23 protein-coding genes are annotated in these 22097 nt (G+C 69.7%); 14 read left to right on the top strand and 9 right to left on the bottom strand.

Annotated elements, in window-relative coordinates; all coding sequences use genetic code 11:
* Positions 1-53: 53 nt before the first annotated feature.
* Genes urtB through GT347_RS01615 form a run of 5 tightly spaced genes read left to right on the top strand, consistent with a single transcriptional unit; the run spans position 54 to position 5087 of the window.
* A complete protein-coding gene (gene urtB, locus GT347_RS01635) occupies positions 54-947 on the top strand; it encodes an urea ABC transporter permease subunit UrtB (RefSeq protein ID WP_160550324.1) in 894 nt (297 codons plus the stop codon).
* A 4-nt stretch (positions 948-951) separates the two neighbouring features.
* Positions 952-2061 (top strand): urea ABC transporter permease subunit UrtC, encoded by a 1110-nt coding sequence (gene urtC, locus GT347_RS01630; RefSeq protein WP_160550323.1) that lies wholly within the window; start codon positions 952-954, stop codon positions 2059-2061.
* The gene (gene urtD, locus GT347_RS01625) at positions 2058-2816 is read left to right on the top strand and encodes an urea ABC transporter ATP-binding protein UrtD (RefSeq protein WP_160550322.1); all 759 of its coding nucleotides are present in this window, start codon (positions 2058-2060) and stop codon (positions 2814-2816) included. Before urtC ends, urtD begins: the two co-directional genes overlap by 4 nt.
* A complete protein-coding gene (locus tag GT347_RS01620) occupies positions 2810-3502 on the top strand; it encodes an ATP-binding cassette domain-containing protein (protein ID WP_160550321.1) in 693 nt (230 codons plus the stop codon). Before urtD ends, GT347_RS01620 begins: the two co-directional genes overlap by 7 nt.
* 34 nt (positions 3503-3536) lie before the next feature.
* Positions 3537-5087: an amidase gene (locus GT347_RS01615; RefSeq protein WP_160550320.1), complete on the top strand. Its 1551-nt coding sequence runs from the start codon at positions 3537-3539 to the stop codon at positions 5085-5087.
* 28 nt (positions 5088-5115) lie between these two features.
* On the opposite strand, the gene smpB is transcribed toward GT347_RS01615, so the two are convergent.
* A complete protein-coding gene (smpB, locus tag GT347_RS01610; protein ID WP_160550319.1) occupies positions 5116-5592 on the bottom strand; it encodes an SsrA-binding protein SmpB in 477 nt (158 codons plus the stop codon).
* 68 nt (positions 5593-5660) lie between these two features.
* Here smpB and GT347_RS01605 point away from each other — a divergent pair, with 68 nt between their 5' ends.
* Positions 5661-6104, top strand: a complete 444-nt coding sequence (locus tag GT347_RS01605; RefSeq protein WP_160550318.1) for a type II toxin-antitoxin system RatA family toxin — start codon at positions 5661-5663, stop codon at positions 6102-6104.
* Positions 6094-6399 (top strand): RnfH family protein, encoded by a 306-nt coding sequence (locus tag GT347_RS01600; protein WP_160550317.1) that lies wholly within the window; start codon positions 6094-6096, stop codon positions 6397-6399. Before GT347_RS01605 ends, GT347_RS01600 begins: the two co-directional genes overlap by 11 nt.
* A 9-nt stretch (positions 6400-6408) precedes the next feature.
* On the opposite strand, the gene GT347_RS01595 is transcribed toward GT347_RS01600, so the two are convergent.
* Complete coding sequence (locus GT347_RS01595) at positions 6409-6933, bottom strand: DUF4124 domain-containing protein (RefSeq protein WP_160550316.1); 525 nt, start codon at positions 6931-6933, stop codon at positions 6409-6411.
* Between the two features lie 84 nt (positions 6934-7017).
* Between GT347_RS01595 and guaB the strand changes: the two genes are divergently transcribed.
* From guaB to GT347_RS01565, 6 genes are all read left to right on the top strand, one after another.
* Complete coding sequence (gene guaB / locus GT347_RS01590; RefSeq protein ID WP_160550315.1) at positions 7018-8487, top strand: IMP dehydrogenase; 1470 nt, start codon at positions 7018-7020, stop codon at positions 8485-8487.
* A gap of 91 nt (positions 8488-8578) precedes the next feature.
* Entirely contained in the window at positions 8579-10198 is a 1620-nt protein-coding gene (guaA, locus tag GT347_RS01585) for a glutamine-hydrolyzing GMP synthase (RefSeq protein ID WP_160550314.1), read from the top strand.
* Complete coding sequence (locus tag GT347_RS01580) at positions 10195-11502, top strand: M16 family metallopeptidase (RefSeq protein WP_160550313.1); 1308 nt, start codon at positions 10195-10197, stop codon at positions 11500-11502. Before guaA ends, GT347_RS01580 begins: the two co-directional genes overlap by 4 nt.
* A gap of 40 nt (positions 11503-11542) precedes the next feature.
* Entirely contained in the window at positions 11543-12271 is a 729-nt protein-coding gene (locus tag GT347_RS01575) for a glutamine amidotransferase-related protein (RefSeq protein ID WP_160550312.1), read from the top strand.
* A gap of 130 nt (positions 12272-12401) precedes the next feature.
* On the top strand, positions 12402-13352 hold the full coding sequence (locus tag GT347_RS01570; RefSeq protein ID WP_229722601.1) for a helix-turn-helix domain-containing protein: 951 nt from the start codon (positions 12402-12404) through the stop codon (positions 13350-13352).
* Positions 13346-14131 carry a nucleotidyl transferase AbiEii/AbiGii toxin family protein gene (locus GT347_RS01565; protein ID WP_229722600.1) on the top strand — a complete coding sequence of 262 codons (786 nt, stop codon included), beginning with the start codon at positions 13346-13348 and terminating at the stop codon, positions 14129-14131. Before GT347_RS01570 ends, GT347_RS01565 begins: the two co-directional genes overlap by 7 nt.
* Positions 14132-14135: 4 nt before the next feature.
* On the opposite strand, the gene GT347_RS01560 is transcribed toward GT347_RS01565, so the two are convergent.
* Together GT347_RS01560 and GT347_RS01555 are read right to left on the bottom strand one after the other, a co-directional pair.
* Positions 14136-14690: a type 1 glutamine amidotransferase domain-containing protein gene (locus GT347_RS01560; protein WP_160550310.1), complete on the bottom strand. Its 555-nt coding sequence runs from the start codon at positions 14688-14690 to the stop codon at positions 14136-14138.
* Positions 14691-14792: 102 nt separating this feature from the next.
* A complete protein-coding gene (locus tag GT347_RS01555; protein WP_160550309.1) occupies positions 14793-15689 on the bottom strand; it encodes a LysR family transcriptional regulator in 897 nt (298 codons plus the stop codon).
* Between the two features lie 103 nt (positions 15690-15792).
* Here GT347_RS01555 and GT347_RS01550 point away from each other — a divergent pair, with 103 nt between their 5' ends.
* Positions 15793-17007 carry an MFS transporter gene (locus GT347_RS01550; protein WP_229722599.1) on the top strand — a complete coding sequence of 405 codons (1215 nt, stop codon included), beginning with the start codon at positions 15793-15795 and terminating at the stop codon, positions 17005-17007.
* On the opposite strand, the gene GT347_RS01545 is transcribed toward GT347_RS01550, so the two are convergent.
* Genes GT347_RS01545 through GT347_RS01525 form a run of 5 tightly spaced genes read right to left on the bottom strand, consistent with a single transcriptional unit; the run spans position 16970 to position 22091 of the window.
* A complete protein-coding gene (locus GT347_RS01545; RefSeq protein ID WP_160550307.1) occupies positions 16970-17398 on the bottom strand; it encodes a hypothetical protein in 429 nt (142 codons plus the stop codon). The two genes, GT347_RS01550 and GT347_RS01545, sit on opposite strands and share 38 nt — an antisense overlap.
* Before the next feature lie 24 nt (positions 17399-17422).
* The gene (locus GT347_RS01540; protein WP_160550306.1) at positions 17423-17938 is read right to left on the bottom strand and encodes a Csu type fimbrial protein; all 516 of its coding nucleotides are present in this window, start codon (positions 17936-17938) and stop codon (positions 17423-17425) included.
* Positions 17939-17951: 13 nt separating this feature from the next.
* Positions 17952-18989 carry a spore coat protein U domain-containing protein gene (locus tag GT347_RS01535; protein WP_160550305.1) on the bottom strand — a complete coding sequence of 346 codons (1038 nt, stop codon included), beginning with the start codon at positions 18987-18989 and terminating at the stop codon, positions 17952-17954.
* Positions 18986-21376, bottom strand: a complete 2391-nt coding sequence (locus GT347_RS01530; protein ID WP_160550304.1) for a fimbria/pilus outer membrane usher protein — start codon at positions 21374-21376, stop codon at positions 18986-18988. Before GT347_RS01530 ends, GT347_RS01535 begins: the two co-directional genes overlap by 4 nt.
* Positions 21360-22091: a fimbrial biogenesis chaperone gene (locus GT347_RS01525; RefSeq protein ID WP_160550303.1), complete on the bottom strand. Its 732-nt coding sequence runs from the start codon at positions 22089-22091 to the stop codon at positions 21360-21362. The genes GT347_RS01530 and GT347_RS01525 overlap by 17 nt, the downstream gene beginning before the upstream one ends.
* Between the last annotated feature and the right edge of the window lie 6 nt (positions 22092-22097).

Raw genomic sequence — 22097 nt, 5'->3', positions numbered from 1 at the left:
GGCCCGGCGCGCCGCGCCGGGGGAGAGCCGCGCCCAACCCGGAAAACTCCAAGATGCTGGACGTACTTCTGATCGGCCTGAGCGTGGGCTCGATCCTTCTATTGGCCTCGCTCGGCCTGGTCATCATCTACGGTGCCATGGGCGTGGTGAACATGGCCCACGGCGAGATGGTCATGGTCGGCGCCTATGCGGCGGTGATGACGCAGATCTGGCTCGGCTGGAGCCTGTATGCCGCCATCCCGATCGCCTTCTGCGTGGCCGCGCTGCTCGGCTTCCTGATCGAGCGCTGCGTGGTGCGCAGGCTCTACGGCCGCCTGGGCGACACCCTGCTGGCCACCTGGGGCGTGGCCATCCTGGTGCAGCAGGCGGTGCGGCTCGAAGGGGGCCTGGCCTTCTTCGGCATCCACATCCAGGGCCTGGGCCCGGGGCTGCAGAACATGCCGGTGCCGCCGGAGCTGCAGGGCGCCTTCCTGGTGGGAGGCACCTCGATCAACGCCTACCGGGCCTTCATCGTGGCCAGCACCCTGGTGCTGACGCTGCTGACCTGGCTGCTGATGTACCGCACCCGCATGGGCATGCAGGTGCGCGCCATCATCCGCAACCCGCGCATGGCGGCGGCCTGCGGCATCGACGTGGAGCGGGTCAATGCCTGGACCTTCGCCTTCGGCGCGGGCCTGGCCGGCGTCACCGGCGTGCTGGTGGCGGGCTTCAAGACGGTCTCGCCCGACATGGGCACCTCGCTGGTGGTCGACAGCTTCCTGGTGGTGGTGGCCGGCGGCGTCGGCAGCCTGCTGGGCGCTGTGCTCACGGCCGTGGGCCTGGGCGAGATCAACGGCGTGGTCGCGGCGCTGAGCAACGACATCGTGGCGCGCGCCGCCATGTTCGGCCTGGTGATCCTGCTGATCATCGTCCGGCCGCAGGGCCTTTTTTCATTCAAGGGGCGCTGACGCCATGGTTTCCTCACTGGACAGGCGCGCGACCTTCGCGGCCTATGCGGTCTTCCTGGCGTTGGTGGCGCTGGCGCCTCTGGTGCTCGACGGCTTCTGGCTCAACCGGCTGGCCAAGTACCTGGTGTACGGGATGCTCGGCGTGGCCATCGCGATGTGCTGGGGCTATGCCGGCATCCTCAACCTGGGGCAGGGGCTGTTCTTCGGCATCGGCGCCTACATGCTGGCCATGTCGCTGAAGATGGCGAGCCCGGCCAGCCTGCAGCACGGCGGCAGCGGGCCGGTGCCGGACTTCATGCTGTCGAACGCCGAGCCGGGCGCCAAGATCGACCTCTGCTGCATCAACCCCCTGGCCTTCGTCTGGTCGCCGTTCCGGCACCAGTCCTTCGGCATCCTGATGGGGGTGGTGCTGCCGGTGGCCGTGGCCTTCCTGCTCGGCACGGTGGTGTTCAGGAAACGCATTGCCGGCGTGTTCGTCTCCATCGTCACCCTGGCCCTGGTGCTGCTGGTGCGCCTGCTGCTGGTGGATGCGCAGCCGCTGACCAACGGCTTCAACGGCCTGTCGGACCTGGCCTGGCTGAGGTTCGGCGGCTTCGAGTTCGACCCCTACGGCCTCGCCACCTACTACCTGATCGCCGCCGTGCTGGCCCTGGTGCTGGTGGGCTCGCGGCTGCTGCTGGCCACCCGGGCCGGGCTGATCCTGCGGGCCACTTCGGGCGATCCGCAGCGGGCACGCTACCTGGGCTTCGATGTGGCGCACTACCAGATCTTCTTCTTCTCGCTGTCGGCCGGCATCGCCGCGCTGGCCGGGATGCTGTATGTGGTGGTGGCCGAGTTCGCCTCGCCGACCTTCCTGGACCTGGCCTTCTCGATCACCATGGTGGTCTGGGCGGCGGTGGGCGGGCGCGGCTCGCTGCTCGGTGCCTGCCTGGGCGCGATCCTGATCAACATGCTGGAATCGACCGCCAGCGAGACCCAGTCGCTGGTGGAGGCCTGGCGGGTGATCGTCGGCCTGGCCTTCGTGCTGGTGGTGCTCTACCTGCCCAAGGGCATCGGGGGCTGGGCCCACGACATGCTGGCCCGCTGGGGCCGCACGGGGAGGGCCGCCGAATGAGCGCCTTCGCACTCGAATTGAAGGACCTGGGCGTGAGCTTCGGCGGCTTCAAGGCCGTGGACGGCGTCAGCCTGCAGGTGGCCGAAGGCGAACTGCGGGTGCTGCTGGGCGCCAACGGCGCCGGCAAGACCACGCTGATGGACCTGATCTCCGGCAAGACCCGCAGCTCGCACGGCCAGGTGCTGCTGAGCGGCAGCGACATCACCAACCGCGCCGAGTTCCGGGTGGCGCGCGCCGGCATCGGACGCAAGTTCCAGATCCCCAGCGTGTTCCGCGAACTCACGGTGCGCCAGAACCTGGGCGTGGCGGCCACCCGCGAGCCTTCCATCCTGCGCAACCTGCGCTGGGGCTTCGGCCGGCAGACGGACAAGGGCATCGACGAGATCCTGGACCTGATCGGCCTGGCAGGGCTGCAGCACCGCCAGGCCGCCGACCTCAGCCACGGCCAGACGCAGTGGCTGGAGCTGGGCCTGCTGATCGCGCAGAAACCCCGGGTGATCCTGCTCGACGAACCGACCGCCGGCATGACGCAGGCGGAGACGCGCAAGACCGCGCAGATCCTGATGGCCCTGCGCGGCCGCCAGACCATCCTGGTGGTGGAGCACGACATGGCCTTCGTGCGCGACATCGCCGAACGCATCACCGTGCTGCATCTGGGCCGGGTGCTGGCCGAGGGCAGCGTCACCGAGATCGAGCGCGACCCCAAGGTCCGCCAGGCCTACCTCGGCTCCCATGGGATCGCCACGCCATGCTGAAACTCACCAACGTCAACAGCTTCTACGGCCGCAGCCATGCGCTGCAGGATGTGAGCCTGGCCGTGCCCCGGGGCGAGGTCACCGCCATCCTCGGCCGCAACGGCATGGGCAAGACCACGCTGCTGCGCACGCTGATGGGCAGCATGGTGCGCTCCACCGGCGCGATCGAGCTGGCCGGGCAGCGCATCGACGGCCAGCCCACCCACCGCCGGGCGCGCGGCGGCATCGCCTATGTGCCGCAGGGCCGGGAAATCATCGCGGACTTCAGCGTGCGTCAGAACATCCTGATGGGCTGCTTCGCCGGCCGCGGGCCGGTGGCGATCCCGCCGCTGGCGCTGGAGCTGTTCCCCTACCTCGCGGCCAACCTCGACCGGCCCGGCGGCGTGCTCTCGGGCGGCCAGCAGCAGCAGCTGGCCCTGGCGCGCGCGCTGGCCGCGCATCCGCAGCTGATGCTGCTCGACGAGCCCAACGAGGGCATACAGCCCTCGGTCGTCGAGGAGATCGAGGCGGCCATCCTGCGGCTCAACCGCGAGTTCGGCATGACCATGGTGCTGGTGGAGCAGAACATCGATTTCGCCCGCCGCGTGGCCAGCCGCTTCGCCATGTTCGAGAAGGGCGCGATCGTGCAGAGCGGGCCGATCGCCGCGCTGACCGACGAGCTCATCGACCGCCACATGGCCTTCTGAAACCCCCATCCGCATCTTCACAAGGAGCTCCAACGTGAACGCTACCGAATCGACCCTGCAGGACCTGGACCTGACCGCCCTCACCGTGGAGGCCGTGCAGCAAGGCTTCGCCAGCGGCGCCTTCACCGCCGAGAGCCTGGCGCACGCCTGCCTGCGCCAGATCGAGGCCTATAACTCGCACTACAACGCGATCGTCTTCCTCAACGACGCGGCCCTGGCGGACGCCCGCGCCATCGACGTCCGGCGCGCCGCCGGCGAGAAGCTCGGCCCCCTGGCCGGCGTGCCGGTGGTGGTGAAGGATCCGATGGACATGGTGGGCTTTCCCACCACCGCCGGCTGGTCGCTGCTGCACGGCAAGAGCGGCGGCGTCGACCTGTATCCCGCCACCGATTCGCCGGTGGTCGCCCGCATGCGCGCGGCCGGCACGGTGATCCTGGGCAAGACGAACGTGCCCATCCTCAGCCACACCGGCACCCATGCCGACGACAGCTGGGCCGGCCCGACCCTCAACGTGGCCATGGCCGGCCGGGTGCCCGGCGGCAGCAGCGCCGGCACCGCGGCGGCCGTGGCCGCCAGCATGGCCGTGCTGGGCCTGGCGGAAGAGACCGGCGGATCGATCCAGAACCCGGCCTCGGCCCAGGACCTGGTCGGCATCAAGCCCACCATCGGCCTGGTGCCGAACGCGGGGGTGATGCCGCTCTCAGGCAACCGCGACGTGGTCGGCCCCATCGCCCGCAATGTGCGCGACGCAGCCCTGTGCCTGGACGCGCTGGCCGGATACAGCGCCGAGGATCCCAAGACCCTGGCCGGCGTCGGCAAGCAGCCCGCGGGCGGCTACACCGCCGGGCTGCGTCGGGATGCGCTGAAGGGCGTTCGACTGGGTCTCTACGGCCCGGGCTGGCGCGCCCAGCCGCTGTCGGCCGATGCGCAGAAGCTCTATGACCGCGCCGCCGACGAGCTGCGCGCCCAGGGCGCCATCCTGGTGGACGACCCCTTCGCCGGCTCCGGCTTCGCCGACCTGCGTGAGCCCACCGCCGGCAACTTCGACGCGCGCGGCATGGAGTCGGTGCCCTACGACCTGCAGAAATACCTGGAGCGCCTGGGCCCGGATGCGGCGCTCAAGACCTTCGCCGAGTTCGCCGAGGCGACCGCCGCGCAGTCGGCCTTCGGCCCCGGCGGCGTGCTGCATTTCATGCACCGGCTGCCCGACTTCGTGGCCTGCCTGGGTTCGCCCGGCACGCCACCGGCGCTGCCGGAATTCATCGCGCTGAAGGACGCCTACCTGCGCATCGTGGAGGACGTGTTCCAGCGCCACCAGCTCGACGGCCTGGTCTTCCCGCAGATGCGCGAGGAACTGCCCGCGGTGCGCACCGGCGCCATCCAGGAGACCACGGTGGGCGAACTCAATATCGCCGGCCTGCCGGCAGTGACCGTGCCGGCCGGCTATTACGCCTCCGGCGCGCCTTTCGGCCTGCTGTTCCTGGGCCGGCAATGGAGCGAGGCCGGGCTGCTGGCCTATGCCTACGCCTACGAGACGGCCACCCGGCACCGCCAGGCGCCCGTGCTGACCAAAGCGGCCGGCTGAACGCAGAGGGCCCGGCCGCCGGCTCCGGTCAGCGGCTGTGGACCTTCATCGCGCGCTCCACCTCGCGCTTGCCTTCGCGGTCCTTGATCACGTCGCGCTTGTCGTGCTCGGCCTTGCCCTTGCCCAGGCCGATCTCGCACTTCACCTTGCCGGCCTTCCAGTGCAGGTTCAGCGGCACGATGGTGTAGCCCTTCTGGTCGGACTTGCCCATCAGCCGCTTGATCTGCGCCTTGTGCAGCAGCAGCTTCTTGGTGCGCACGGCGTCGGGCGAGACATGCGTGGAGGCCGACTTCAGCGGATTGATCTGGCAGCCGATGATGAAGAGCTCGCCCTCGCGCACCACCACATAGCCGTCGGTCAGCTGCACCTTGCCCTCGCGCACGGCCTTCACCTCCCAGCCCTGCAGCACCATGCCGGCCTCGAAGCGTTCCTCGATGAAATAGTTGAAGCCCGCCTTCTTGTTCTCGGCGATGCGGCTGTCGGTATTGGGTTTCTTGGTGGCCATGGTCGGGGATATGGGGGCGCTCTGCCAGGTTTCTACAATGGCCGGCAAGACAGGGAGCCTGCGATTCTATGAAAACCGTCACCAAGTCCGTCCTGATCTGGTACAGCCCGGAAGAAATGTTCAAGCTGGTCACGGACGTGCCCCAGTACCCGAAGTTCCTGCCATGGTGCGACCGCGCCGCCGTCCTGTCGCAGGACGAGGGCGGCATGACCGCCCAGGTCGGCATCTCTTTTTCCGGCATCCGCCAGACCTTCACCACCCGCAACACCCATGTGCCCGGCCGCGAGGTGCACATGCAACTGGTGGACGGGCCCTTCTCCCAGCTCGAAGGCCAGTGGAAATTCCTGCCGGTGGGCGAGGGCGACCAGCGCGCTTGCCGCATCGAGTTCGAACTGCGCTACGGCTTTTCCAACATCGCGCTGGCCACGCTGATCGGGCCGGTGTTCGACCGCATCGCCGGCAGCATGGTCGATGCCTTCGTCAAGCGGGCCGACGAGGTCTATGGCGAATGAGCCTGGCGCGGTGCTGAACATCGTCGTGGCGGTGGACCACGGGGCGCACCGTGTCGAGGAGCTTCCTCTTGCATTGCCGGCGGGCGCCTGCCTGGGCGATGCCCTGGCGGCGGCGCGGGTGTCGGCCGAGGAGGCCGGCATCTGGGGCAAGACACTGCCCTTCGATACACCGCTTGCGCCAGGCGACCGGGTGGAGGTCTACCGGCCGCTGCGGGTCGATCCCAAGGTGGCGCGGCGCGAACGCTTCAAGCGGCAGGGCGCCCGCACCACGGGGCTATTCAAGCAGCGCGACTGAGGCCGCTGTTCAGCGGCATTCGCTGGCGATGAGGGACTGGGCGCGCTGGGCTTCGGCGGCGCGGGTCTGCTCGTCCATGTAGCTGCGTTCGCCCTGGGCATTGATCTGCGAGATGCGCACGCCCGAGTTGAGCGTGGCGGCCGACTGCTGAGCGCGCTGGCAGTTGTCGGCGCGGGCGGCGGCGTTCCTGGCTTCCTCGGCCTGGCGCTTGGCGGCGTCGGCGGCTTCGGCCTGCTTGCGGCGCTCTTCGAGTTCGCTGTCCTTGCCGCCGGGTTTGGCGGGGGCACCAGGCTTGCCGGGCGTGGCGGCTGCCGTGGGCGCTGGCGCGGGCGCCGCCACGGGCGCCGGATCGGCGGTGGACGGCCCCCGGGGCTTGCGCAGGATGCTGCGCTCGGGCACCTCGATCGGCGGCGGGCGGTCGCTGTAGACCTTGCGTCCCGCGGCGTCGAGCCACATGTACTGCGCCGAGGCGGCGCCCGCGGCGCAGGCCAGGGTGAACATGACGAGGTAACGGGCGGCGGGGGCGACGGTCATCGCGGCAGTGTAGCCCGCCGATAGGCCGCCGAGACAAACGGTAACGCCCAGGCGGGTACAATCGTTTTTTTGGAGCTTTGAGATATGCGCCTCCTCGGCAAAGCGCTCACCTTCGACGATGTGTTGTTGGTTCCCGCGTACTCCCAGGTCCTGCCCAAGGACACCACCCTCGCCACCCGCTTCTCCCGCAACATCACGCTGAACCTGCCGCTGGTCTCGGCGGCGATGGACACCGTGACGGAAGCCCGCCTCGCGATCGCCATCGCGCAGGAAGGCGGCATCGGCATCGTCCACAAGAACCTCACGCCCGCCGAGCAGGCCGCCCAGGTCGCCAAGGTCAAGCGCTACGAGTCCGGCGTGCTGCGCGAGCCGGTGGTGATCACCCCCACGCACACCGTGCTGCAGGTCAAGCAGCTGTCCGAGGAACTCGGCATCTCGGGCTTCCCGGTGATCGACGGCGGCCGTGTCGTCGGCATCGTCACCGGCCGCGACCTGCGCTTCGAGACCCGCCTCGACATCCCCGTGCGCGACATCATGACGCCGCGCGAACGCCTGATCACCGTCGGCGAGGGCACCTCCGCCGCCGAGGCCCGCGGCCTGCTGCACAAACACAAGCTCGAACGCCTGCTGGTGATCGGCGAGGACTGGCACCTGAACGGCCTGATCACCGTCAAGGACATCACCAAGCAGACCAACTTCCCCAACGCCGCACGCGATGCCTCCGGCCGCCTGCGGGTGGGCGCGGCGGTCGGCGTGGGCGAGGGCACCGAGGAGCGTGTCGAGGCCCTGGTCAAGGCCGGCGTCGATGCCATCGTGGTGGACACCGCCCACGGCCACAGCAAGGGCGTGATCGACCGCGTGCGCTGGGTCAAGCAGAACTATCCGCAGATCGACGTGATCGGCGGCAACATCGCCACCGGCGCGGCGGCGCTGGCGCTGGCCGAGGCCGGCGCGGACGCGGTCAAGGTCGGCATCGGCCCCGGCTCCATCTGCACCACCCGCATCGTGGCGGGCGTGGGCGTGCCGCAGATCATGGCGGTCGACAGCGTGGCCACCGCCCTGCAGGGCACCGGCGTGCCGCTGATCTCCGACGGCGGCGTGCGCTACTCGGGCGACATCGCAAAGGCCATCGCCGCCGGTGCCAGCACCGTGATGATGGGCAGCATGTTCGCCGGCACCGAAGAGGCGCCGGGCGAGATCGTGCTCTACCAGGGCCGCAGCTACAAGAGCTACCGCGGCATGGGCTCCATCGGCGCCATGCAGCAGGGCAGCGCCGACCGGTACTTCCAGGAGTCCACCACCGGCAACCCCAACACCGACAAGCTGGTGCCCGAGGGCATCGAGGGCCGGGTTCCCTACAAGGGCTCCATCGTGTCCATCCTGTTCCAGCTGGCCGGCGGCGTGCGTGCCTCCATGGGCTACTGCGGATGCGCCACCATCGACGAGATGAAGGACAAGGCCGAGTTCGTGGAGATCACCTCCGCGGGCATCCGCGAGAGCCATGTCCACGACGTGCAGATCACGAAAGAAGCCCCGAACTACCGGGCGAGCTGATCCACCGCCGCAAGCACCACAGCCGCCGCGAACCCTCGCGGCGGCGTTCTTTTTTCTGACGTACCGCCCCACCCACCCGAGGCCGCCCGCCATGCACCAGAAGATCCTCATCCTCGATTTCGGCTCCCAGGTCACCCAGCTGATCGCACGCCGCGTGCGCGAGGCGCATGTGTTCTGCGAAGTCCATCCCTGCGACGTCAGCGACGACTGGGTGCGCGCCTATGCGGCCGACGGCCAGCTGAAGGGCGTGATCCTCTCCGGCAGCCATGCCAGCGTCTACGAGGAAAGCACCGACAAGGCGCCCCAGGCCGTGTTCGACCTGGGCGTGCCGGTGCTGGGCATCTGCTACGGCATGCAGACCATGGCGCACCAGCTCGGCGGCAAGGTCGAGGGCGGCCATACCCGCGAATTCGGTTTCGCCGAAGTCCGCGCGCATGGCCATACCAAACTGCTCGAAGGCATCCAGGACCACGCCACCGCCGAAGGCCACGGCATGCTGGATGTGTGGATGAGCCATGGCGACAAGGTCACCGAGCTGCCGCCCGGCTTCAAGCTCATGGCCAGCACGCCCAGCTGCCCGATCGCCGGCATGGCCGACGAGGCGCGCGGCTTCTACGGCGTGCAGTTCCACCCCGAGGTCACGCATACCAAGCAGGGCCAGGCCTTGCTGGAGCGCTTCGTGCTCGGCGTCTGCGCCACCCGGCCGGACTGGGTGATGGGCGACTACATCGAGGAAGCCGTGGCCCGCATCCGCGAGCAGGTGGGCGACGAGGAAGTCATCCTGGGCCTGTCCGGCGGCGTCGATTCCTCGGTGGCGGCCGCGCTGATCCACCGCGCCATCGGCGACCAGCTGATCTGCGTCTTCGTCGACCACGGCCTGCTGCGCCTGAACGAGGGCGACATGGTGATGGACATGTTCAGCGGCAAGCTGCACGCCAAGGTCGTGCGGGTGGATGCGGCCGAGCTGTTCCTGGGCAAGCTGGCCGGCGTGTCCGATCCGGAGGCCAAACGCAAGATCATCGGCCGCGAGTTCGTCGAGGTCTTCAAGGCCGAGGCCGCGCGGCTGAAGGCCGGCGCCGACGGCGCGCTCAAGGGCGCGCAGTGGCTGGCCCAGGGCACCATCTATCCGGACGTGATCGAGTCCGGCGGTGCCAAGAGCAAGAAGGCCGTCACCATCAAGAGCCACCACAACGTGGGCGGCCTGCCGGAGCAGCTGGGCCTGAAGCTGCTGGAGCCGCTGCGCGAGCTGTTCAAGGACGAAGTCCGCGAACTCGGCGTGGCGCTCGGCCTGCCGCCGGAGATGGTGTATCGCCACCCCTTCCCCGGCCCCGGCCTGGGTGTGCGCATCCTGGGCGAGGTGAAGAAGGAATACGCCGACCTGCTGCGCCGTGCCGATGCCATCTTCATCGAGGAGCTGCGCAACTTCCGCGACGAGGCCAGCGGCAAGACCTGGTACCAGCTCACCAGCCAGGCCTTCACCGTCTTCCTGCCGGTCAAGAGCGTGGGTGTGATGGGCGACGGCCGCACCTACGAATACGTGGTGGCCCTGCGCGCGGTGCAGACCAGCGACTTCATGACGGCCGACTGGGCCGAGCTGCCCTATGCGCTGCTCAAGAAGGTCTCGGGCCGCATCATCAACGAGGTGCGCGGCATCAACCGCGTGACCTACGACGTGAGCAGCAAGCCGCCGGCGACGATCGAGTGGGAATGAGGCCCGGCCTTGCGGCCGCGGTCCTGCGCACCCTGCCCAACGGGGTGCGGCTGCTGGCCATGCCCATGCCCCATCTGCAGAGCGCCAGCGTCGGCGTCTTCCTGCGGGTGGGATCGCGCGACGAAACGGCCGCCAGCAACGGCATCAGCCATGTGCTCGAGCACATGGCCTTCAAGGGCACCCATACCCGCACGGTGCAGGCGATCAACCTGGATGCGGAACGCCTGGGCGCGGAGGTCAATGCCTTCACCGGCAAGGACACCACCGGCTACTTCATGACCGGCCTGGGCCGCCACACGCCCGCGCTGCTGCGCATGACGGCCGACATCGTGCTCAACAGCACCTATCCCGAGCAGGAGCTGCAGCGCGAGCTCGATGTGATCCGCCAGGAGGCCATCGAGTACGACGAGGATCCCGAGGACAGCTCCAGCGAGCTGCTCGACCGCGCCATCTGGGGCGAGGACCCGATGGGCATGCCGGTGATCGGCACCGTCGCCAACATCGAGGGTTTCACCCGGCAGGACCTGCTGGGCCATGTGCGGCAGCACTATGTGGCGGGCAAGACCATCGTGGCGGCGGCCGGCCATTTCGATGTCGAGGCCTGGATGGCGCAGGCGGCGGAACTGTTTGCCGGCATGCCGGCGTCGGCCGATCCGTCCGCCTGGAAGCCGCCCCTGCCGGCGAAGTACGTCGGCCAGGCGCTGGCCCGGCGCTTCACCCAGGTCTCGCAGGTGTTCGTGAACCTGGCCTATCCGCTGATGCCCGCGCCGGCGCAGGAGGAAGCCCGGCTGCGCTGGCGCCTGGCCGCCTCGCTGGCGGCCCATGTGTTCGGCGAGGGCATGTCCTCGCCCCTGGTCGACACCGTGCGCGAGCAGCTCGGCCTGGCCTACACGGCCTACGCCACGATGGAGAGCGGCGACTGCTGGGCCAACTTCATCGTGCATGCGGTCACCACGCCCGACAAGCTCGATGCGCTGCTGGAAGCGACCGGCCGCCTGCTGCGCGCGCAGGCCGAGGCCATCGATCCGGTGCAACTGGAACGCGCCCGCAACCAGCTGACCGTCTCCCGCGTGCGCGCCGCCGAACGCAGCTACGCCACCATGGAGCAGGCCGTCGAGGAGCTTTTCGCCAGCGGCGCGGTGACACCCATGGCCCGCACGCTGGCGCTGATCGAAGACATCGGCGCGGAGGAGGTGCGGGAGGTCTTCGTGCGTATGCTGGCCCATCCCCCGGCCCTGGCGATGACGGGAAAGGGCGCCAGTGCCAAGGCCGCGCGCAGGCTCGCCGCCAGCCTGGCGGCCTGACCGGGGCCCCGTGATCCGACTCCCGGAGGAACCGGAAACCATGAACGTCCATTTCGTCATCCACGAGGCTTTCGAGGCACCCGGCGCCTACGAGCAATGGATCCGCGAACGCGGCCACCGCGCCAGCTACTCGCGTGTCTATGCCGGCGATGCCCTTCCCGCATCGCTGGCGCAGATCGACATGCTGGTCGTGATGGGCGGGCCGCAATCGCCGTCCACCACCCTGGCCGAATGCCCTCATTTCGATGCGGCTGCCGAATGCGCGCTGATCGCCGGCGCGGCCGATGCCGGCAAGGTGGTGATCGGCGTCTGCCTGGGCGCCCAGCTGATCGGCGAGGCGCTCGGCGCGCCCTGCGGCCACAGCCCCGAGAAGGAGATCGGCAAGTTCCCGATCACCATGACGGCCGCCGGCCAGGCCCACCCCTGGTTCGCCGATTTCCCGGCCACGTTCGACTCCGGCCACTGGCACGGCGACATGCCCGGCCTGACGCCGGACGCCAGGGTGCTCGCCTTCAGCGAAGGCTGCCCCCGCCAGATCGTCGAGTACCGGCCGCTGGTGTTTGGGTTCCAGTGCCACCTGGAGCTGACGCCCGAAGTGGTCGAGCTGTTGATCGCCGCCTCGGCCCATGAGTTCGAAGCGCTGCGCTCGCACCGCTTCGTGCAGCAGCCTGCGGCCTTGCGGGCCCACGACTATGGCGCGATGAACCGGACGCTGTTCGGTTTCCTGGACCGGCTGGCCAGCGCCGCTTCACCCGCGGACCAGCCATGAGCACCCGCAGGCTCCACATAACGCGAATTTGCATGGTAACGGCTGTAATGTTATCGTGCATAAATCAAGTTATTGGCTAGGTGCCTTGTCCCCTTCGATTCCCGCCGTCCTGGCATACCTTCAGGAGGTCTTGGGCATTGCCGCGACCGGTGCGAAGCCTTGGGCGCGTGCCGACGAACTGCCTTATTTCCTGCGTGATGCCTTCGAGTTCTGCGAACTTCAGTTGCTCGGGCAGACCGTCGTCCTGGCGGTGGGGCGCGGAGGCGGCAAGCAGTCGCTCAGCGAAGTCCGGACCGGGCTGGACAAGGTCAAGGCGCTGGCCGGTCAGCCGGCGGTGTATGTCACGCAGGCACTGGCGTCCTACGACCGCAGGCGGCTGATCGAACAGAAGGTCTCCTTCCTCGTGCCTGGCAACCAGCTCTACCTGCCGGACCTGGGCCTGGACCTGCGCGAGTACTTCCGCCAGCGCGCCCCGGCGACAGCTGCGGCGCTGAGCCCGTCGGCGCAGGCCATGCTGATCGCGGCCTTGCTTCGCCAGCCCTGGCAGGCCGACTGGCAAGCTTCGGAGCTCGCGACAGCCCTGGGCTATACGCCGATGACCTTGTCGCGCGCCGTCAAGGAGCTGACCGCGAGCGGCCTGGCGACGGCCTACACGGTCGGCCGGTCGCGCTGGCTGCGCATGGAACTTCCGCCAGCGCAGATCTGGGAGCGTGCGATGCCGGCCTTGCGAACGCCGGTCAGGCGCACGGTCTGGGTAGCCGCGCCGGGGCCCGCCGCGCCGGCGTTTGCCCGTATCGCGGGCTTGAGCGCGCTGGCGCACCATTCCATGCTGGCCGAGCCGATATCGCCGGTCTATGCGTTGACCATCGCCGACTGGAAGCACGCGATCGATGCCGGCGTGCAGGAACTGCCAGAGCCCGAACCGGGCGCCCAGGAATGGCAGCTTTGGAACTACAGCCCGGCCCTGGATCCGAACGCCGTCACGGTGGATCCGCTCTCGTTGACGCTCAGCCTGCGAGAAAAAACCGATGACCGGATCCAGCTCGCGCTGGAAGAGTTGAAGGAGCAGTTCCCATGGTGAAGGGGCTGGAAATTTTTCGGCAGAAATTTGCGGCCTATGCCGATCAGTTCGTGCTGATCGGCGGCACGGCGGCGAGCTTGACGATGGAGGCGGCCGGGCTGGACTTCCGCGCCACCAAAGACCTCGACATCGTCCTGCATGTCGAAGCGCTGACGCCCTCATTCGGCCAAGCTTTCTGGACCTTCGTGGCAGCGGGTGGCTATGAAGTCCGGCAGGCCAGCGAAACCGGAAAGCCGGTCTTCTACCGCTTCCAGAAGCCGGCCGACGCGCGTTATCCGGCAATGCTCGAGCTGTTCGCCAGAGCGCCCCACGGCTTGACGCCCGCCGAGGGCAGCCAACTCACCCCGATACCGCTCGAAGAAGCCGTGTCCAGCTTGTCCGCCATTCTGCTGGACGAGACCTACTGCGCCTTCATCATGGCAGGGCGCCGCGAGGCGGATGGCCTGTGCTGGGTGGGTGAAGACCGCCTGATCCCGCTCAAGGCCATCGCCTGGCTGGAACTGACGCAACGCAAAGCACGGGGCGCCCAGGTGGACGCGAAGGACGTGCGCAAGCACCTCAACGATGTGCTGCGCCTTTCCCTGCTTCTGACGCCCGCTACCCGCATGCCGCTGGCCGGGAAGATCGGCGATGACATGAGCCGGTTTCTGGTCGCTGCATTGGCTGATAAGACGATCGATCCCAAAACGCTTCAGCTCGGAAATCTGCCGGGCGAAAAACTGCTGGCCCGCATCGCCCAGGCCTATGAAATTCCATGGCCGCCGCCAAAGGCGGCATGAGGCCTCAGCCTGCCGGAGCAGCCAGCACTTCCTTGAACTTCGCGCTGAATGCCGGAATGTCATCCGGCTTGCGGCTGCTGATCAGCAGGCCATCGACGTGGACTTCCTCGTCCACCCAGATGGCGCCGGCATTCTGCAGGTCCACTTGAAGGCTGGGCCAGCTGGTCAGTGTCTTGCCGCGCACCAGTTCAGCGTCCACCAGCAGCCAGGAGCCGTGGCAGATGACGGCCACCGGCTTCTGCAGGCGCACGATCTTCTGCACGAAGGTGCGGGCATGTTCGTCGGTGCGCAGTGCGTCGGCGTTCTGCACGCCGCCGGGCAGCAGCACGGCGTCGAACTCCTCGGGGGCGGCGGTGTCCAGCGTCACATCGACGGTGAAGCTGTCGCCCTTGTCGGTGTGGTGGAAGCCCTGCACCTTGCCGGCGCTCGGGGCCACGATCTGCGTCGTCGCGCCGGCGGCTTCCAGGGCTTGCTTGGGGCCGGTCAGTTCTGCCTGTTCGAAGCCGTCGGTCACGAGGATCGCCACCTTCTTGCCGCTGAGGTTCTTGCTGTCGGACATGTCTTCTGCCTTCGTCGGTTCGTTGGAAAGGCCTGACCTTGAGGCGGCCTCGCGACGTGGCTTGTAGTGGCGATTCCAACGCCAGGGGTAGGACAAGAAGCTTCAGTGGGTGGACACCAGGAAGTCGACCAGGGCCCGCACCTTGGGCGAGGCGTGCCTGCCCGATGGCCAATAGATGCGGAAGGTGGTTTCGCGCGCCACGGTGAAGTCCGGCAGCACGGCCTGCAGCCGGCCGGCGGCCAGGCCCTCGCGCACCGAGAACTCGGGCAGCAGGGCGATGCCCAGTCCCTGCTCGGCGAAACACACACGCGCATCGAGTGTGTTGCTGACCATGGTGACCGGCAGGGCGATCTCGGGATCGTCCGCCGACCAGTCCAGCGGCCAGGGCTCCAGCTTGCCGGTCTTGGTGAAGCAGTGGTGCAGGCAGCTGTGCGCCGCCAGGTCGCCGGGGCGCTGCGGCCGGCCGCGCGCGGCCAGGTAGGCGGGCGAGGCCACCAGCAGCATCGGCCAGCTGCCCAGGCGCCGGGCGGTGAGGCCCGAGCTGTCGTGCTCGCCGGTGCGGATGACGGCGTCGAAGCCTTCCTCGATGACGTCGACCAGGCGGTCGCTCAGGTCCAGGTGCAGGTCGATGGCCGGATGGCGGCGCATGAATTCGGCGAGTTGCGGCAGGAAGAGCGAGGCGACCATCGGCAGGCTCAGCCGCAGCCGGCCGCGTGGGGTGCGCGAGGCCTGCGACAGCTCCAGCTCCGCCCCCTGCACCTCGTCGAGCACCCGGCGGCTGCGCGCCAGGAACATCGCGCCCTCGGCCGTCAGGGTGACGCTGCGGGTGCTGCGGTGGAGCAGCCGCACCTTCAGGCGCTCTTCCAGCCGCGCCATGCGTTTGGCCACGGCCGAGGCCGAAACGCCGCCCAGCCGCGCGGTCTGGGCGAAGCTGCGGGTCTCGGCGACCTGCACGAACACGGCGAAGTCCTCCAGGCTGTCGAGGCTGGTCTTGCCCATTGCGGACACTCCCGTCATGAAAGACCGGAAATCTAACCGTCTTTATCCGCAGTGGGCTTCTGCCTATCGTCGAAGGCCTCTTCTTTCGATCGCAGGAAACACCGTGGCTCCATCTCGCAGCACTCCCCCGACACGTTTTCCCTGGTGGGGCCTGCTGGCCCTGGCCGGGGCGGGTTTCATCACCATCCTGAGCGAGGCGTTGCCGGCTGGCCTGCTGCCGGGCATTGCCGCCGACCTGGGCATTTCCGTCGCGCAGGCGGGCCAGCTGGTCACGCTGTACGCCCTCGGCTCGCTGATGGCCGCGATCCCGCTGGTCCGTGCCACGCAGGCCTGGCGGCGCCGGCCGTTGCTGCTGCTGGCCATCGGCGGCTTCAGTGTGGTGAATCTGGTGACGGCCCTGTCCACCTCGTATGCGTTGACGCTGGCGGCGCGCTTCGGCGCGGGGGTGTTCGCCGGCCTGCTGTGGGCGCTGCTGGCCGGGCATGCCAGCCGCATGGTGCCGGCGGCCTGGCAGGGCCGGGCCATCGCGGTGGCGATGGTGGGCACGCCGCTGGCGCTGTCGCTGGGCATTCCGGCGGGCACGCTGCTGGGCGCGGCGGTAGGCTGGCGCTGGGCCTTTGGCGTGATGTCGCTGCTGTCGGTGCTGCTGTTCGCCTGGGTGCGGCTGGGCCTGCCGGACTTCGCGGGGCGGGCGGGCGGCGACGGGCCGGGTGTCGTACAGGCCCTGCGCCTGCCGGGCCTGCGGCCCATCCTGGCGCTGACGCTGCTCTATGTGCTGGCGCACAACCTGCTCTACACCTATGTGGCGCCCTGGCTGGCGCATCTGCAGGCGGGCGTGCGGGTGGATAGCGCGCTGTTGGCCTTCGGCGTGGCGGCGCTGGGCGGCATCTGGCTGACCGGCATGCTGGTGGACCGCTGGCTGCAGCCGCTGGTGTGGGCCAGCATCGCGCTCTTCGCCGCCGCGGCGCTGGTGGCTGGCCTGATGGGGCAGTCGGCCGTCGTGCTGCTGGCCTGCATCGCCTGCTGGGGCCTGGCCTTCGGCGGCACCGCCACGCTGTTCCAGACTGCCTCGGCCCGGGCCGCGGGCGAGGCGGGGGACCTGGCGCAGTCGATGCTGGTGACGGTGTGGAATGCCGGCATGGCGGGCGGCGGCCTGCTGGGTGCGCTGCTGCTGCCGCGCTACGGGGCGGGCGCCTTGCCATGGGCGGTGCTGGTCTTGCTGGTCCTGACCTGTCTGGCGGCGGCCGGCATGCCCGGCGCCGGGCGCGCTGCGCCGCCGCTCAAGGCCGGAACTCGGACGGTGCCGCCGTCCCCATGAGCCCCCGGAAACGCGCCCCGTGACGCATGCCGATATGCCGCAGCCGCTGGAGCTGGTGCGAGTGCCAGACCGATCCGGCGATCGGTATCGAGGAGCCCTCGATGCGGCTCGACTGTAGCTCGTAGAAGCCCAGCGCCACACCGGCCTGGTAGGCCTCGATCGCCTGCTCGTCGCCTGCGGTCGAGCCGCGGAAGTCATGGATCAGGCGCGACCCGTGGTCCATCTGCCGGCGGGCCTGGTCGAGCGGCGTGGCGCAGGCCTTCAGGTCCGGCGGATCCAGGGTGTCCAGGGCCCAGATGCAGATGCCGGTGCGGGCCACGTCCAGCAGCTCCTCGCCGATGCCGAGCTGGCCGGCCGGCAGGGCCGGGGCGTATGCGCTGAGTTCTTGCATGGTTTCTCCGTGCCTTCCTGAGGCCTAGAACCAAAAGGTCAACACGACCGTGTCGCGGTAGCTGCCGGCCGCTGGCAGGCGGGTGCCGGTCGGGATGCGGCCGTAGAGCAGCAGCGTCTGTTCGGCGCCGGTGCCGCTGCCGGAGAGGGCGCCGGCCGGGGTCGAGCCCAGCGGCTGGCTGCGGCCCGCGTCGGCATAGAGGCCGTAGGCCAGCAGGGCGCCGCTGGTGCTGTCGAGCAGCTGGCGCTGGGCGCTGCCCGCGGCGTTCTGGCCGAGGTCGGCGTACACGCTCCAGTCCATGGCGGAATCGCATGTGAGCTGCACTGCGGCCTGGCCGTCGATGGGCGCGTCGGTCGGCTCGCCGCCGAAGCTGATGTGCGTGCCGAAAGACAGATCCACCGCCGCCGAGGCGCTGGACAGCACGCAGCGCGAGCGCACTTCCAGCCGCACATCCATGCCCTGGCTGGCGTCGGCCGCCGCCGCGCCATGGGGCAGGGCGCTGCCGCCGGCCATGGCGGCGCACAGCAGCAGGGCCTGCATCCCCCGGGCGCGGCTAGTACTCCACATGCACCGTCACCCTGTCGGTATAGAAGCCCGAGCGCAGCGCGGCCGCATCGCCCACCGGCGGGATCCTGCCGTTGATGCTCACGTCCACGCCCGCCACGCTGCGGGTGTAGGCGCCCTGCGATGCGGCGTTGCCGGTGGCGGCGGTGGGGAAAGCGGTGTTGCCGGCGTCCAGCAGCTCGTAGGCGATGAAGTCGTCCGAGCCGGCGCGCTTGAGGCGGCGCTGGCCGGCGAGGCTGTTCTCGCCGCCGTCGATCCAGACGTTGAACTTCTCGGCGTTGTTGTTGCAGCTGGCGCGAAAGCTCGACGAGACGCCGCTGACACCGGCGGCCAGGCTGCCCGAGCTGCCGCTGTCCTGCTGGCCGAAGTCCAGCGTGGAGGGCTGGGTCATCGTGCATTGCGCAGGCACCGTCACCGTGATCGGTGTCGAGAGCGAAGTCGCGATCACCTGGTCCAGCGGATAGGCCTCGTTGCAGGCATCGTTGGCCGCCGCGCCGGACAGGCGCACCAGCTTGAGTGTGTACTGCAGCGTGCCGCTGTAGCTGCCGCTCTCCACCATCGCGCCCGGGGGCGCCTCGATGTCCATCAGCAGGGCCACGCTGGTGACGCCTGCTCCGGCACCGCCCGAGACCAGCGTTCCCGCCGCATCGCCCGCCCAGCTGCCGGCGCTGTCGACCCGGTGCAGGCTGGCGGTGAGCGGGTATACGGCCAGCCGGTTGTCCAGCGAGCCGGCGAGGCTGCGGCCGTCTGTGCGTTCCAGGGTGAAGGGGTAAGGCGATTGGGTGCTCAGGCCTGCATACATCGAACACAGCTGCATCGCGGCGAAGGTCTCGCCGGCGTCGCCGGTGCAACTGACGGTGATGTCGCTGGCCGCGCGGGCCTGGGCGATGGGCGTGGTGGAGCTGGTGTTCGACACGGTGGCATCGACCGAAACGGCGCCCGCCGGGCTGGCCGTGCAGCTGACGGCCGCATGGGCCGAGCCCGCCAGCAGCGCCAGGGTGAACGCCAGAAAAAGCAGGCGGCTCATCGGCATGTCAGCGGCCCGATGGAAGGCAGGGTGCGGTCGTCGGCCCGGTAGGCGAAGGCGGCGCTGCACGAGGCACCCGCGCCCAGGTCCACGCTCACGCGGTTGTCCGCAGCCAGGCCCTTGAGGTAGACCTCGCCGTCGTGGCCGAGCATGGCGGCCTGGGCCGAGCCTTCGACCTGCACCATGCGGCCCACCGGCAGCGGCTGGCCCAGCGGATCCTGCAGCACCACCACCGCGCCGAAGGAGGGCTTCACGCCGAAATCGGCGATAGAGCCCTGCCGCCAGGCGGCGGCCACCACCCGCTGCGTGGCCTCCGGCTCCCAGCCGACCGGCAGGCCGGTCGGGTCGATGCTGATCGTCGTCTCGCTGTAGGGCTGCAGCTGCGGCAGCAGGGCATTGCCCCGGCTGTTGGCCACGGCGACGCGGGCGCCGCCCTGGCGGATCTCGGTGTCCGGGCCGGCGTTGTGCACGATGGCGAAGGCCTCGCCGATGCGGTTGGCGGCGAACACATCGCCGCCCGCCGCCACCAGGGAGCCGTTGACCTGGGCGCTGGTGCGGGTGAGCGGACCGATGCGGTCGACCTGGGCCCGCAGGTCCGCGAAGGAGGCCCGCCAGCCCAGGGCCGCCGAACGCCAGGCATCGCCCTGGCTGTATTCCCGGTCGGAGAGCTGCCAGTTCAGCGTGCCCTGGCCGCTGCCGGTATTGCCCGAGAGCTGCTGGGCCAGGCTGTTGCGCCCGCCCGAGCGTTCCACGCCCACGCTGCCCCGGGCGTTGCCGCCCAGCGTGAAACTGAGCGTGGCGTAGAGACCGTAGTTGCGCCTGTCCTCCAGGTCGCGATAGGCGGTGAGGTAGGCCGACAGGCCCGCGCCCAGCCGGCGGGCCACCGAGAGGTTGAGCATGCGAAAGCGCTGCTGCGGGCCTTCGATGCGGGAGTAGTTCAGGCCGATGCTGGTGGCTGCATCGAACCAGGGCTGGAAGTTCAGGCCCGCCCGGTCGATGGCCGAGGCGCGTGCGGACAGATCGGTCCAGGGTTCGGCGCTTTGGCGCTGCAGGGCCTCGCGCAGCAGGCTGACACGGGCCAGGTCGTAGTAGCGCTCGCCGGCCCGTTCGGCGCCCAGATAGGCCCGCACGCCGTGGAACTGGGCATCGCCCTGGATCTTGAGATAGCCGGCCGTCTCCGACCGGTAGCTGCTGGTGCTGCCGGCCAGCGTCACCGCGCCGTAGCCGCCCACCGCGCGCACCAGGCCCAGGCCGGCCAGGCGCAGGCCGTCGGTGGTGGCCTGGACGTTGGTGTCGACGGTGGTGCGCTCGTCCAGTCCCAGGCGCCAGGAGCCGGCGCCGGCCAGCAGCGCGTCGTAGTCCGCCGATGCGCTGCCGTAGCGGCGGCGGGGCGCGCCGATGTCCAGCGAATATTCCGACAGGCCCGCGCGCAGCAGGCCGGGCGCCACGTAATAGGGCTGCGTCACTTCCAGCTGCCGGCCATTGGCGTCGGTGGTGACGATGCGCACATCGCCGCCGCTGATGAAGGGCGGGGCCTGCAGCTCGAAGGGCCCGACCGGCACCTGGCCGCTGAACACCTTCATGCTGTTGACGTACATGTCCAGCGTGGAGGGCAGGGCGGCCGAGCCGGAGAACTGCGGCAGGGCCCAGGTCACCAGGTCGGCCCGCTGGCGAAAGGCGCTCTGCACCTGCAGGCCCGCCATGCGGATGGCGGACGACCAGCCCAGCGCGCCTGACACGAAGTCGCCCACCGCATAAGAGCGCACGGCTTGCGGATCGACCCGGCGCCAGGCCGAGTCCAGCCGCACGGTGCGCTCTTGCTGGCCGGCGGACTGGCTGCCTGCCTGGCTGTTGTAGAGCGCGCTGGTGGAGAGGTTGCCCAGCGGCGTCATGCCGATGGCCTCGAAGTTGCCGCTGAGCGTCGAGGGCTGCTGCGAGGCTGCCGCCGCGAAGAGCCCGTAGTTGAGCACCACGCCCGGCGTCGGCCGGATCAGCGACAGGTCGGTCACCCGGCGCCGGCCGCCCAGGCCCAGCACATAGGGCGCCAGCGAGATGTCGGCCACCTGCAGGTCGATCGCCTGGTGCTGCTCGTCGTAGCGGGCGCGCAGGCCGGGGATGGCGTCGAGCGCCACCCAGCGTTCGTCGCCGGTGGCGCCATCCACCCGGATGCGCAGCGCACGCAGCTCGCCGGCCTTGGCCTGGAAGCTGCCGTCGGGATGGCGGATCACGGTCATGAGCAGGCGGCTGGGCGCGCCGTTGACGGATGCGTCCAGCACCATGAAGACCGGCGCCGCCGCATCGGCGATGCCCGCCGCGGCGAGGAGGGCGGTGGCGGACAGCAGCCGGAAGAGACGAAGAGCCGGCCCATGCCTATCGGCCCAGCACATGGACCGGTTCCTGCACCATGGCGGCGCCGGCACGCCCGGTCAGGGTGATGTCGGTGCCGCGGGCGAAGGCTGCTTCGTCCGCCGCGGGGATGGCGACCCGGAACCGGCGTGTCGAGCCCGGCAGCACATAACCGGTCAGCCCGCTGGAAAAACGCAGGCTGCTGTCGCCCGAGCGGGCCGCCAGATCGCTCAGCTTCACGTGGCGCCGGCTGCGGTTGCTGGCCTCGGCGACCAGCTCCGTGCCGTTCTGGAACACGCGCCACTGCAGCACGGCCGCGGCTTGCGGATCGCCGAAGAACACCGGCAGCGAGGTGCGCAGCACCATGGCCACGCCCTTGCCGGCCTGATCGTCGGCGGCCGGCGCGATCTCGTCGATCAGCAGGCGATAGCTCTCCTCCGCGAGCACCGGCGCGGGCGACAGCCGCGCCACGCGGATCACATAGGTCTGGCCTGGCGGGATGGTGGTGGCCGGCGGGCTGGCCACCACGTCCTGCGTGGGCAGCAGGCGGTCCTGGCCATCCACCTGCCGCCACTGGAAGACCCGCACCTGCACGTTGAGCGGCGTCGGCGCGTTGTTGGCCAGGCTCAGCCGCGCCGCCTTCTGCGAGGCCGGCAGGTCCAGGCCCACCGGCGCGATGGCCAGCGATGCGGCCGAGGCCGCAGCAGCGGCGAGGAAGAGCGCCAGGCATTTCGCCGCGAACCGTCCGGGATGCATGGCGCC

It is taken from the genome of Xylophilus rhododendri, from assembly GCF_009906855.1.
GTDB classification, from domain to species: Bacteria; Pseudomonadota; Gammaproteobacteria; order Burkholderiales; family Burkholderiaceae_C; genus Xylophilus; species Xylophilus rhododendri.
The sequence above is the reverse complement of the archived record's forward strand: the minus strand, read 5'-3'. Positions and strand labels throughout refer to the sequence as shown.